The following is an 11,934-nucleotide window of genomic DNA, read 5'->3' as shown; positions in this document are numbered from 1 at the left end:
GAGAGAAGACATGTTGCAAGAAATGATGACTGTTGTCAATCAAAAAGAAATCGCACCTGATATTTTTGAAATGACTTTAAGTGGTGAATTAGTTAAAGAGATGACAAAGCCTGGACAATTTATCCATATACGCATACCACGATCAGACTTACTAATGAGGCGTCCTATTAGTTTAGCCGAGATTGATCATAGCAATCATACTTGTAAAATAATCTACCGTACAGATGGTGAGGGGACGACTGTATTAAGTCAGCTGAAACAAAATGATCTCTTAGATGTTCTTGGTCCTTTAGGTAACGGATTTGAAATAGAGATGGTAGCTCCTGGTGATGTTGTATATGTGATAGGTGGAGGTATTGGAATCCCTCCTTTGTACCAACTAGGCAAAGAGTTATTTGCTAAAGGAGCTACGATTTATTTTTTAAATGGGTTTGCTTCTAAAGAAGTGGTGTATTACGAGGAAGAGTTTAAAAAGTTAGGTGAGTTATTTATTGCAACAGATGATGGAAGTTGTAGTATTAAAGGGCATGTTGGTAATTTGATGGAAGAGATTGTTCTTCAAACGAAAACACCTAAAGCTGTTTTTGCTTGTGGCCCTTCTGGATTATTAAGATCAGTTGAAGAACGATTTGACAATCATCCTCATGTGTATCTATCAATGGAGGAGAGAATGGCTTGTGGTATCGGTGCTTGTTACGCTTGTGTGTGTCCATCAAAAAAAGATCCGGCTAAAAATAAAAAAGTATGTGACGAAGGGCCTATTTTTAAATCCGGGGAGGTTATCATATGAGTCGTTTAAATGTGTCACTACCAGGACTAGATTTAAAAAATCCAATTATGCCAGCAAGTGGTTGTTTTGGTTTTGGTGATGAGTATAGTAAATATTATGATTTGAGTCTTTTAGGTGCCATTATGGTAAAAGCAACTACCATCACCATGCGCTATGGTAACCCAACTCCTAGAGTAGCTGAAACTCCTAGTGGAATGCTTAATGCCATTGGTCTTCAAAATCCAGGGTTAGAAGAGGTCATGAGAAATCAATTACCAGCTTTAGAAAAATGGGACGTACCGATTATTGCAAACGTTGCTGGTTCAAGCGTGGAAGATTATGTGAGAGTTTGTGAGAAAATTGGAGATGCACCAAATGTTAAAGCTATTGAACTAAATATTTCTTGCCCAAATGTGAAAGAAGGTGGTATAGCCTTTGGTACTAGTGCAGGGATTGCAAAAGAGCTGACTATGGCTGCAAAATCTGTCGCAAAGGTACCAGTATATGTAAAATTATCTCCAAATGTCACAAGTATTGTTCCCATTGCTAAAGCAGTTGAGGCAGGCGGAGCTGATGGTATCACGATGATAAATACATTACTTGGTATGCGGCTAGATTTAAAAACTAGACAACCTATTTTAGCAAATGGTACTGGTGGATTATCTGGTCCTGGTATAAAACCTGTGGCGATTAGAATGATTCACGAAGTCTCACGCGCTGTTGATATACCTATTATTGGTATGGGCGGGGTTGTTACAGTAGATGATGTGTTAGAGATGTTTTTAGCAGGGGCTAGTGCTGTGGCAGTTGGAACAATGAATTTTACAGATCCTTTTATCTGTCCAACTTTAATTGATGAGCTACCTAAAAGAATGGATGAATTAGGAATTGAATCTCTTGAAACATTAATTAGGGAAGTTAGGGAGGCTAGATAATGAAGAGACCAATTATTGCGCTAGATTTTTCAAATAAAAAAGAAGTAGACATATTTTTAGCTAATTTCCCAGAAAATGAATCTCTATTTGTTAAAGTAGGTATGGAATTATTTTACCAAGAAGGTCCAAACATTGTGACTTGGTTAAAATCATTGAACCATGATGTTTTTCTAGACTTGAAACTTCATGATATTCCAAATACAGTAGAGAGTGCTATGAGAGGTTTAGGTAAACTTGGTGTCGATATGACTAATGTTCATGCAGCAGGTGGAAAAGAGATGATGATAGCTGCCAGACGAGGCTTAGAAGCAGGAGCTAGCCAGTTTGGTAAAACACCTATTCTGATAGCTGTGACTCAACTCACTTCAACAAGTAATCAGGAAGTTAGAGAAGAACAATTAATTATAGAAGGACTGGAAGCTAGTGTGTGTCAGTATGCCAAACTAGCGAATGATTCTGGCTTAGATGGTGTTGTTTGCTCTGCTTTAGAAGTTGACATGATAAAACAAAAGACAAGAAAAGACTTTGTTTGTCTCACACCAGGCATTCGCCCTAACCTGAATACTCTAGATGATCAAAAACGCACGGTGACACCACAAATGGCTAGAGAAATTGGTTCAACCTTTATCGTGGTTGGTCGTCCAATTACCAAAAGTGATCACCCTTATGAAAGCTATCTTTCAATCAAAAAACAATGGAGCGGGGAATAATATGAAAAAAATTGCAAAGCATTTATTAGATATTAAAGCAGTGACACTAAGTCCCACTGAGCCATACACATGGGCTAGTGGCATGAAAAGTCCAATTTATTGTGACAATCGTTTAACGATGAGTTACCCAGAAGTTAGACAAGATGTGGCCTGTGGTTTGGCGAAAAGAATCAAAGAAGAATTCCCAGATGTTCAGGTGATTGCAGGAACTGCAACTGCTGGTATTCCTCATGCTGCTTGGGTCGCTGAAGAACTTGATTTACCTATGGTTTATATTAGAGGTGCTTCAAAAGGACATGGCAAGAAAAATCAAATTGAAGGTCGGATTGATAGAGGGGCTAAAATGGTAGTCATCGAAGACTTGATTTCAACTGGCGGTAGTGTGATTGAAGCTTGTCTTGCAGCTGAAAAAGAAGGCGCTGACGTACTAGGTGTCATGGCAATTTTTACTTATCAATTACCTGATGGCTTAGCTAATTTTAAAGAAAATAATTTAGCTTGTCATACGTTGACGAATTATGACGAATTAATTGAGGTAGCCTTAGAGAATAACTATATTCATCAAGATGAAGAACTCGTTTTAAAAGAATGGAAAAAAGATCCTAAAAATTGGTAAAAAATTGACTACTAGCGGAGTATGATAGCTTACTAGTAGTTAATTTTTTTATTCATCAAACTACATCTACCTACACTAATCAGTTCATTTTTATCATTAAAAATACTAGCTTCCCAAACTTGCGTTGTACCTCCTATGTGATTTGGTTTAGCGATAGTCGTAATAACACCACTTGCTACACTTTTTATGTGGTTGGCTTGCACATCTAATCCTATAGCCACTTTAATTTTATTATCCAAATACTCATTTGCCCCAATACTACAAGCTGTCTCAATTAACATAGCATTTAATCCCCCATGCATGAGTTTAAAAGGTTGCAGGTGATTTTGTGTCACTGTCATTTGTAAAACGACTTCTTCTTGATTTTTTGTCAGGCACTCAATCCCTAAATAATCTAAAATAGTCATGTAAAACCTCCGAGTTTGTTTTTTCAAGTATAGCATAAAATTTTGATAAACATTATCTACCATTAGTCACTTGATTTTGTGTATAATGAGATAGTAAAGAATTTAAGGAGGAATTAATACATGAGAGAATGGGAAACACTAAAAAATTATGAAGAAATTTTATTTGAGCAAACTGGAAAAGTTGCGAAAATTACGATAAATCGACCAGAAGTACATAATGCTTTTACACCGAAAACGGTTTTTGAAATGATTGATGCTTTTACAATTGCTAGAGACAAGCAAGATATTGGTGTGATTATTTTAACAGGTGCAGGAGATAAGGCTTTTTGTTCTGGTGGTGATCAAAAAGTTCGTGGTAACGGAGGATATGTTGGTAGTGATAATATACCTAGATTAAACGTTCTTGATTTACAACGCTTAATTCGTGTGATCCCAAAACCAGTTGTGGCTATGGTTAAAGGTTATTCAATTGGTGGAGGAAATGTCTTGCAGCTTGTTTGTGACTTAACGATTGCTTCTGACAATGCTAAGTTTGGTCAAACAGGACCCAATGTTGGTAGTTTTGACGGTGGATACGGAGCAGGTTACTTGGCTCGTGTGATTGGACATAAAAAAGCTAAAGAAGTTTGGTTTATGTGTAAACAATACTCAGCACAAGAAGCATTAGATATGGGTTGGATTAATACGGTCGTTCCTTTAGAAGATGTGGAAGATGTGACAATGGAGTGGGCTGAGGATATGTTAAAACGTAGCCCATTAGCTCTTCGTATGATTAAAGCAGCAATGAATGCTGACACAGATGGCTTAGCTGGTATTCAGCAACTTGCAGGAGACTCAACACTTCTTTATTACACAATGGAGGAAGCACAAGAAGGACGAGATGCTTTTAAAGAAAAACGTGATCCAAATTTTGATCAGTTTCCAAAATTTCCATAAGGAGCGATGATAGATGGAGTGGCTAGATAGACAAGCTAAGAATCAAGCAGGTCGTGTTGCCCTTTTTTATCAAGGAAAATCATGGACTTACAGTGAACTAAACAAAGCTATGTTGGATTTATCAAATCAACTATATCACGTGCTACCAAAAGAGAGTAAGCGAGTAGCTATAATGAGTCGTAATTCTAATATGATGTATATCGCTATTTTAAGTTTATGGCATTTGAAGAAAGAGATTGTATTTTTAAATACCCATCTTACCCAAAAAGAGCTTGAGTATCAGTTAAAAGATGCTCAGGTCTCTTTTGTGTTATGTGAAGAAAAATTCAGCTCTTTGTTAGAAGATTTGCCAGTTAATAGCTTGGATTTAAAGTCAGTCAGCAAAATGACAATTCACTCCGATACGATAGCAGAAGTATCTACTATTTCTGGTGAGGATATTGCTTCAATTATGTATACTTCAGGCACAACAGGAAAACCTAAGGGGGTTATCCAGCGTTTTAAAAATCATTATGCTAGTGCTGTGGCAACAAAAGATAATATGGCTATTACAACAGAAGATAATTGGTTGTGTGCCGTTCCTTTGTTTCATATTAGCGGTCTGTCTATATTAATAAGACAACTTGTTTTAGGCTCTCAGGTGACATTATATAATAAATTTGATGCTAAAAAAATAACTCAAGACTTAATAAATGCTCAAGGAACAGTGATGTCTGTTGTACCAACAACTTTACAGTCCTTAATGAAGGAATTAGGAGATAGAGAGTATCATCCAACATTTCGTAGTTTTTTATTAGGAGGAGCACCTGCGTCCATGATGTCATTAAAAACTGCTCAAGCAAAGCATGTTGAAGTTATTCAGTCATTTGGTATGACAGAAACTTGTTCTCAAGTGATTGCTCTAAATAATCAAGATGCTGCTAAGCACATAGGCTCTGTTGGAAAACCCTTAAAACATGTTGAGCTAAAACTTGTGACAAAAAGTGGGGAAGAAGCCGTAGCAAATGAGCCAGGTGAGCTATACTTAAAAGGACCTAGTGTGGTTGATGGGTATTTAAATGATGCCAGTTTTAAAGAACAATACTGGAGTGCAGATGGGTGGTTTAAAACACAAGACTTGGCTTTAAGAGATGATTCTGGTTATATTTATATTTTAAGTCGTTTAAGTGATTTGATTATTTCAGGTGGTGAGAATATTTATCCTAAAGAAATAGAAGATAAATGTCTCTTGCTTAATAATGTAAAAGATGTTGCTGTTGTGGGACAAGAGGATGAGACGTGGGGAGCTGTTCCTGTGGTGTATTTAGTTGGTGATGTGAATCAGGCAGAACTAGAAAAACATTTAAAACAGCATTTGGCTAGTTATAAAATCCCTAAAGCAGTTTATTATTGTCGTAGTTTACCTAAAACAGCGAGTGGGAAAATAGCTAAGCACAGATTATTAACAAAAGAAAGAGAGGACTTTTTGTGTTAGATATATTACTAAAAGATTTAGATACTTACTACAAAATGGGAACATATTATTACTCACTTTCAACACCAATTCATAATAGTCAAAAAGCTCCTTTTGATTATTTCAAAGTATTAAACAAGACCCAAAGGGAGGTATCTTTTTATTTTGAAACTCCAGATAAAAAGCTAGCTATGGTAGGTATTGGTGATTTAGAAGTCATTTTTGGTGGTGTTCAAGACATATCTAATTGGAGAAGGCAGTTGCCTATTATCTCTAGAAAAAGTAAGATTCCAGGTGTAGGACCATTTATCTTTGGTAGTTATCCTTTCTTTGACGAATTGATGATAACTGACACTTGGGGAGAGTTTGGTAGAGGGTGTCATATATTGCCGCAAATGGTGATAACTTTGTTTGAAGATCAGCTCTATTTAACAATAAATGTTTATGGTAAGGATTTAGTTAGTCTTAGGCAGGATGTGATAGCACAGTGGGAGTTATGTCATGAGTTAAGTTCTAAATCAAGTGTATTAGTCAGTAATCAGTCTAATATTTTGTCTCAATCAGAAATAGGTGTGGATCAGTGGTTAGAGACTGTGGATTTAGCAGTAGGGACATTAAAGTCATCTAGCCAAATAGAAAAAATTGTCTTAGCTAGAGAGATGATCGTGGAAAAATCTGAAGAAATTATACCAAGTGATGTGTTAGAGCAGTTAAAAGAGCAACAAGCAAATACTTTCTTTTTTAGTTTGTCATGGCATGACAATACTTTTATTGGAGCGACACCTGAGCGTTTATTAAAAGCTAGTGACGATGAGTTTGTAACGGCAAGTATTGCAGGTTCAACTCCTCGAGGAAAAAATAAAATTGAGGATGATAAGCTAGCTAATGCTTTACTAAATGATAAGAAAAACAGATATGAGCATAGTATTGTTTTATCAAGAATCAAAGAGGATCTATCTGCTTTAACTGGTAACAAAGTAATAGAAAGTGAGGTATCTATTTTAAAGAACAAAGATATCCAACACTTACATGTCCCTTTATCAGTGAAGCGTTCCGAATCAGTATCTTTTTCATTGGGTATTGAGACACTTCATCCAACACCTGCTCTTGGAGGTGAACCTAAAAATCTAAGTTCTGAATGGTTAAAAAATCATGAACCCTTAGCTAGAGGATTATACGGAGCACCTATTGGTTGGCAGTCTTTAATAGAAGATAACGGAGAGTATGTCGTTGGCATTCGGTCTGCTCTAATTAACGGAAAGCAAGCTAGGTTATTTGCAGGTTGCGGTATTGTAGCTGATTCTGAAAAAGAATTAGAGAAAATGGAAACCTTAGTTAAATTTAAACCAATGTTAAGAGGATTAGGAGGAAGTGTTTCATGACAAATTATCAAGAAGAAATGACAGATTATTTAAACACTGTTGTTGATGCTTTGTATCAACAAGGGGTACGTCAAGCTGTGATTAGCCCTGGGTCAAGATCTACCCCTCTAGCCTTGTTGTTACATCGTTATGAGTTGATTGAAACGACAGTTGGTGTTGACGAGCGATCAGCTGCTTTTTTTGCTTTAGGAAAGAGCTTATCTTCTCAAGAGCCGGTCGTGTTACTTTGTACGTCTGGAACAGCGGCTGCTAATTATTATCCTGCTATTTGTGAAGCATTTGAGAGTTGTATTCCGTTAATTGTATTAACAACGGATAGACCTCATGAATTACGACACGTCGGTGCTCCTCAAACAATGGATCAACAAGCACTATACGGAAATCATGTTAAAGCATTCTTAGATTTTAGTTTACCTGAAAATTCAGAAGAGATGCTAAATTATGCGTTTTGGCAAACCTCTCGTTTAACTAGTCTAGCTAAACAAAACCCGCGTGGTCCTGTTCAATTAAATTTTCCATTGCGTGAACCGCTTCTACCTGATTTAGAGCGACAAGTACCAGATATGACTCATTTTAAAGTAGTCATATCAGGAGTTAAGTCGTTATCAAAAGAACAACTTAATCAATTAGCTCAGCCCCTTAGTGGTAAAAAGATACTAGTTGTCATAGGTGGTGTACACACACCTAAAGAGGCTAAGGAGTTATTACAAGTCGCACAACGATTTAATTGGCCCGTTATTGCAGATCCACTAGTTAATGCGTTGAATTGCGGCTTTCAAACTGACTTGTATATCAGTCATGCTGATTTGATGATACCTTTTATATCAAAGGAGATGAATCCTGATTTAGTCCTTAGAATCGGAAGTTATCCTATTAGTAAAGAAGTGATGTTGTATTTAAAAAAATTAAAAAAACCAACCTATTGGCTAGATGAGATGGAACATTTTGCTGATATGCTAAAGCAAAGTGATGTGATTATTCAATCAGATTTAAGTCAGTTTTTAGAAATGCTAAAAGAAGTGAACTTGACCCCATCTACTGCTGATTGGACTAATAGATGGGTATCAATCCATACGGCTGTATCTGATATTTGCTCTTTAAAAGAAACAAATCATTCGTTAACTGAAATTGAAGTGAGTCAAATAGTCTTTAGACAAATGACCCCTTACTCTCAGTTGTTTTTATCTAATAGTTTATCTATTCGTCATATTGATAGATTTGCTCAGTCATTACCTTATGAATTTCAAGTTTTTGGTAACCGTGGTGTTAATGGTATTGATGGTATTGTATCTAGTGCTATGGGAATGGCTAGTTGTCAAGCTAATCATCAGTCAGTTCTACTTACGGGAGATTTGACACTTTATCATGATATGAACGGGATGTTATGGGCGAAGCAACAGAATATCCCGTTGACTATTGTTCTATTAAATAATCAAGGTGGGGGAATATTTTCTTATTTACCACAGCAAACACTGGATAAGTCAGATTTTGAACCTCTATTTGGCACACCACTTGAAATTGATTTTAAAGATGTTGCTCAATTATATGGAGCAAGTTATGATTTGGTATCAACGAAAGAGGAGCTTGAAACATGCTTAAATAGACATGTGTTTCAATTAATTGAAATTAGAACTAACCGAGATGCTAACGTATCGGAGCTTGAGCAAATAAAAAATAAAGTGAAAGAGATCTGTGTAAATGAAGTCGAATAGTCCTCGTTACTTTATTAAAAAATGGGGTAATCCAAGCAAGGATATACCTCCTTTAGTTTGTCTTCACGGCTTTACAGGTAGTTCTAAAACATTTGAGTCTTTATTTGATAATAGACAGCTGGATTTTCAAGTCATTGCTATTGATTTAATTGGTCACGGGCAAACAAGTGTAGTTGTTGACAAGATGTATTATACATTTGAAAATATGTGTGATGAAGTCATCCTTGAGTTAAAAAAAATAGGTGTCGTGTATTTTTCTTTATTTGGTTATTCTATGGGGGCTAGACTTGCCTTAGGTATTGCAAGTAAATATCCAGACCACATTAGTCATTTGATTTTAGAAAGTGGCTCACCTGGACTTAAAACAACTCAAGAACAAGAAAGTAGAAGGGCATCAGATGAGAAGCTAGCACTTAAAATTGAAGAGGAGGGCGTTGCTTCTTTTGTTGATTTTTGGGAAAATATTGCTTTGTTTGACAGTCAAAAATCATTGCCGAAAAAGTCTCAAGAAAAAATCAGGCAAGAAAGATTATCCCAACAAGTTTTTGGTCTAGCTAATAGTTTACGTTTTATGGGAACAGGCTCTCAGCCCAGTTTTTGGCCAAAGCTTAAAGAGATGACACTTGAGAGTATAACGTTAATAGTAGGTGAATTAGATTCAAAATTTATCACTATTGCTTTAGAGATGAAAAGAGAAAATTCTAAGTTTCAATTCATAACTATTAAAGAGGCAGGTCATTGTGTTCATCTTGAAAAACCAGATGAGGTATATCAAGTTATTAATAGTATTATGAAAGGAGGGGCAATATGAAAATTAAATCTATTCGTTCTTATCTAGTGAACTTACCGTTAATCACTCCTTTTAAAACAAGCTACGGAGAGTTACATGAGAAAAAATGTGACATTATCATAGTGACAGATGAATTAGGAAATGAGGGGTACGGGGAGCTAGTTGCTTTTGAAACCCCTGATTATGTGTCAGAGACACTAGACACTGAACGTCTCATTATTTCAAAAGATATCATCCCCCTGCTAATTAATAAAAAGATCAAACACCCAGAAGTTGTGACAGAGTTATTAAAACCAGTAAAAGGACATTGGATGGGAAAATCAGCTGTTGAGACGGCTATTTGGGATTTATATGCTAAGCGTCAACATGTCAGTTTAAGTGAGCTGTTTCATAGTCAAAGTAAGCATTTAGTTGTAGGTGTTAGTGTAGGTATTCAAGAAGATTTGGATTTGTTGTTAGAACAAGTTGGGAATTATGTTGAGGCAGGATATGACCGAGTGAAGTTAAAAATTAAACCAGGATATGATTACGAGCCACTACGGGTCATTAAAGAAGCATATCCTAATATAATGTTAATGGCTGATGCTAATTCTGCATACACCCTAAAAGATATTAATCAACTTAAAAAACTGGATACTCTTAACTTGATGATGGTTGAGCAACCATTTTCTACTGATGATTTTTTAGACCATGCAATTCTTGCTAAGGAGATAGAAACGCCTATCTGTTTAGATGAAAATATCCGCAGTGTTGAGGATTGTAAATTAGTAGTAGCTCTTGGCAGTGCTCACGCTATCAATTTGAAAATTCCTCGAGTTGGAGGCATTACTGAAGCACAAAAAATTGTTGCCTATTGCCTAGATCAAGGATTATTAGTATGGCTTGGTGGTATGTTAGAGTCTGGGGTAGGAAGAGCTTTAAATTTACAATTTGCTTCTCAAGCAGGTTTTGGTTTTCCTGGAGATATTTCAGCAACAAGCAGATATTTTCATCAAGATGTGATTAATGAAGAATTTATCTTACATAATGGGTGTTTACCAGTACCACAAGGCATTGGCATTGGTGTCACTTTAAATAAAGAAGTATTAGGTATTTAAAAGAAGGATAAAAGGACGTGACCTATGACAGATAAGTATCAAAAAGTATTAAGTATTACCATGAATATTTTTTTAGGAGTATTAGCGATTTTAGTTTTGATTTATATGGGAATGGATTTAGTTTCCATTTTTAAACTCATTTTTCATGATGGACATGTTGATTCAATTGATACGATTGCAAATTACATACTAGGCTTTTTCATGTTGTTTGAGTTTATTATTATGACACTAAAATATATTGAAGATGCTCATAATGTACCAATTAAATACTTAGTTTTAATTAGTATCACAGCCATATTAAGACAGCTACTGGTTGTTCATGATAACGGGTTGCAAACGTTACTATTAACATTATCTATTTTGATTTTAACCTTCACCTTATATTTACTTGAGTTGACTAAAGTGAAAGAAAAAGAGCGTAAATCAGTTAAAAAAATTGACTAAGTACTTAATCATGCGTATGATGATAAAAAAGTTGAGGTGATGGACATGGGATTAAATGAATACATACTAGGGTTAAACAATTTAGAAAAAATTACACGAGCACCAGGTTTTTTCAAATTTACAGAACACACAGTAGCAGCTCATTCATACAGAGTGGCATCAATTGCCCAAGTTTTAGGTGATATTGAAGAACTTAATCACCAGCAAGTAGACTGGAAGAGTTTATATGAAAAATCATTAAATCATGATTATACGGAGCGTTTTATTGGGGATATTAAAACACCTGTAAAATACGCAAGTCCAGAGCTTCGTGGTATGTTACAGATTGTTGAAGAAAAAATGACGGAAGAGTTTATTGATCAAGAAATTCCAGTTGAATTTCAAGAGATATATCGTAGACGTTTGTTTGAAGGAAAAGATGAAACGCTTGAAGGCCAAATTTTAGCAGTAGCAGATAAGATTGATTTATTATATGAATCTTTTGAAGAGATTGTTAAAGGGAATCCAGAAGTGGTTTATAAAGAGATGTTTATTGAAGCTGTTCAAACAATTCAAACCTTTAATCACTTAGTATCTGTTCAATATTTTTTAAAAGAGATTTTCCCAGAACTACTAGATAGAGAGTTCTATGGCAAAGAAGAATTTTTGATTCAAATTAATGAGTTGTTTTAACAAAAAGAAGC

The 11,934-nt window shown here is 35.5% G+C and carries 13 protein-coding genes; 12 read left to right on the top strand and 1 reads right to left on the bottom strand.

What is annotated here, in order from left to right:
* Positions 1-10 precede the first annotated feature (10 nt).
* The 4 genes from VSF34_RS05075 to pyrE are packed head-to-tail and all read left to right on the top strand — an operon-like array spanning position 11 to position 3,030.
* Entirely contained in the window at positions 11-790 is a 780-nt protein-coding gene (locus VSF34_RS05075; RefSeq protein ID WP_326717952.1) for a dihydroorotate dehydrogenase electron transfer subunit, read from the top strand.
* Positions 787-1,704, top strand: coding sequence for a dihydroorotate dehydrogenase (locus VSF34_RS05070; RefSeq protein WP_326717951.1), 918 nt, complete (start codon positions 787-789; stop codon positions 1,702-1,704). The genes VSF34_RS05075 and VSF34_RS05070 overlap by 4 nt, the downstream gene beginning before the upstream one ends.
* The gene (gene pyrF / locus VSF34_RS05065; protein WP_326718026.1) at positions 1,701-2,414 is read left to right on the top strand and encodes an orotidine-5'-phosphate decarboxylase; all 714 of its coding nucleotides are present in this window, start codon (positions 1,701-1,703) and stop codon (positions 2,412-2,414) included. Before VSF34_RS05070 ends, pyrF begins: the two co-directional genes overlap by 4 nt.
* A gap of 1 nt (position 2,415) precedes the next feature.
* Positions 2,416-3,030, top strand: coding sequence for an orotate phosphoribosyltransferase (pyrE, locus tag VSF34_RS05060; RefSeq protein WP_326717950.1), 615 nt, complete (start codon positions 2,416-2,418; stop codon positions 3,028-3,030).
* 32 nt (positions 3,031-3,062) lie between these two features.
* Here pyrE and VSF34_RS05055 read toward each other — a convergent pair whose 3' ends face one another.
* Positions 3,063-3,437, bottom strand: coding sequence for a PaaI family thioesterase (locus VSF34_RS05055; RefSeq protein ID WP_326717949.1), 375 nt, complete (start codon positions 3,435-3,437; stop codon positions 3,063-3,065).
* Between the two features lie 120 nt (positions 3,438-3,557).
* Between VSF34_RS05055 and menB the strand changes: the two genes are divergently transcribed.
* From menB to VSF34_RS05015, 8 genes are read left to right on the top strand one after another with little or no spacing between them, the layout of a single operon-like run.
* Positions 3,558-4,373 carry a 1,4-dihydroxy-2-naphthoyl-CoA synthase gene (gene menB, locus VSF34_RS05050; RefSeq protein ID WP_326717948.1) on the top strand — a complete coding sequence of 272 codons (816 nt, stop codon included), beginning with the start codon at positions 3,558-3,560 and terminating at the stop codon, positions 4,371-4,373.
* 13 nt (positions 4,374-4,386) lie between these two features.
* The gene (menE, locus tag VSF34_RS05045) at positions 4,387-5,847 is read left to right on the top strand and encodes an o-succinylbenzoate--CoA ligase (protein WP_326717947.1); all 1,461 of its coding nucleotides are present in this window, start codon (positions 4,387-4,389) and stop codon (positions 5,845-5,847) included.
* Entirely contained in the window at positions 5,841-7,208 is a 1,368-nt protein-coding gene (locus VSF34_RS05040; protein ID WP_326717946.1) for an isochorismate synthase, read from the top strand. The genes menE and VSF34_RS05040 overlap by 7 nt, the downstream gene beginning before the upstream one ends.
* Positions 7,205-8,920 (top strand): 2-succinyl-5-enolpyruvyl-6-hydroxy-3-cyclohexene-1-carboxylic-acid synthase, encoded by a 1,716-nt coding sequence (gene menD, locus VSF34_RS05035; RefSeq protein WP_326717945.1) that lies wholly within the window; start codon positions 7,205-7,207, stop codon positions 8,918-8,920. The genes VSF34_RS05040 and menD overlap by 4 nt, the downstream gene beginning before the upstream one ends.
* Positions 8,907-9,731, top strand: coding sequence for a 2-succinyl-6-hydroxy-2,4-cyclohexadiene-1-carboxylate synthase (gene menH, locus VSF34_RS05030; RefSeq protein ID WP_326717944.1), 825 nt, complete (start codon positions 8,907-8,909; stop codon positions 9,729-9,731). The genes menD and menH overlap by 14 nt, the downstream gene beginning before the upstream one ends.
* The gene (gene menC, locus VSF34_RS05025) at positions 9,728-10,807 is read left to right on the top strand and encodes an o-succinylbenzoate synthase (protein WP_326717943.1); all 1,080 of its coding nucleotides are present in this window, start codon (positions 9,728-9,730) and stop codon (positions 10,805-10,807) included. The genes menH and menC overlap by 4 nt, the downstream gene beginning before the upstream one ends.
* A 24-nt stretch (positions 10,808-10,831) precedes the next feature.
* Entirely contained in the window at positions 10,832-11,251 is a 420-nt protein-coding gene (locus VSF34_RS05020) for a phosphate-starvation-inducible PsiE family protein (protein WP_326717942.1), read from the top strand.
* A 45-nt stretch (positions 11,252-11,296) separates the two neighbouring features.
* Positions 11,297-11,923 (top strand): YfbR-like 5'-deoxynucleotidase, encoded by a 627-nt coding sequence (locus tag VSF34_RS05015; RefSeq protein ID WP_326717941.1) that lies wholly within the window; start codon positions 11,297-11,299, stop codon positions 11,921-11,923.
* The last annotated feature ends 11 nt before the right edge of the window (positions 11,924-11,934 follow it).

The organism is Vagococcus jeotgali (assembly GCF_035918315.1).
GTDB classification, from domain to species: Bacteria; Bacillota; Bacilli; order Lactobacillales; family Vagococcaceae; genus Vagococcus; species Vagococcus jeotgali.
Note: the sequence above shows the minus strand (reverse complement) of the source record. Positions and strands in the feature narration are given on the sequence as shown.

What these genes read in the sequence shown, in the direction of transcription:
- VSF34_RS05075 (WP_326717952.1), top strand. Translation starts at nt 11, where the DNA reads ATGTTGCAAGAAATGATGACTGTTGTCAATCAAAAAGAAATCGCACCT.
- VSF34_RS05070 (WP_326717951.1), top strand. Translation starts at nt 787, where the DNA reads ATGAGTCGTTTAAATGTGTCACTACCAGGACTAGATTTAAAAAATCCA.
- pyrE (WP_326717950.1), top strand. Translation starts at nt 2,416, where the DNA reads ATGAAAAAAATTGCAAAGCATTTATTAGATATTAAAGCAGTGACACTA.
- VSF34_RS05055 (WP_326717949.1), bottom strand. Translation starts at nt 3,437, where the DNA reads ATGACTATTTTAGATTATTTAGGGATTGAGTGCCTGACAAAAAATCAA.
- menB (WP_326717948.1), top strand. Translation starts at nt 3,558, where the DNA reads ATGAGAGAATGGGAAACACTAAAAAATTATGAAGAAATTTTATTTGAG.
- menE (WP_326717947.1), top strand. Translation starts at nt 4,387, where the DNA reads ATGGAGTGGCTAGATAGACAAGCTAAGAATCAAGCAGGTCGTGTTGCC.
- menD (WP_326717945.1), top strand. Translation starts at nt 7,205, where the DNA reads ATGACAAATTATCAAGAAGAAATGACAGATTATTTAAACACTGTTGTT.
- menH (WP_326717944.1), top strand. Translation starts at nt 8,907, where the DNA reads ATGAAGTCGAATAGTCCTCGTTACTTTATTAAAAAATGGGGTAATCCA.
- menC (WP_326717943.1), top strand. Translation starts at nt 9,728, where the DNA reads ATGAAAATTAAATCTATTCGTTCTTATCTAGTGAACTTACCGTTAATC.
- VSF34_RS05020 (WP_326717942.1), top strand. Translation starts at nt 10,832, where the DNA reads ATGACAGATAAGTATCAAAAAGTATTAAGTATTACCATGAATATTTTT.
- VSF34_RS05015 (WP_326717941.1), top strand. Translation starts at nt 11,297, where the DNA reads ATGGGATTAAATGAATACATACTAGGGTTAAACAATTTAGAAAAAATT.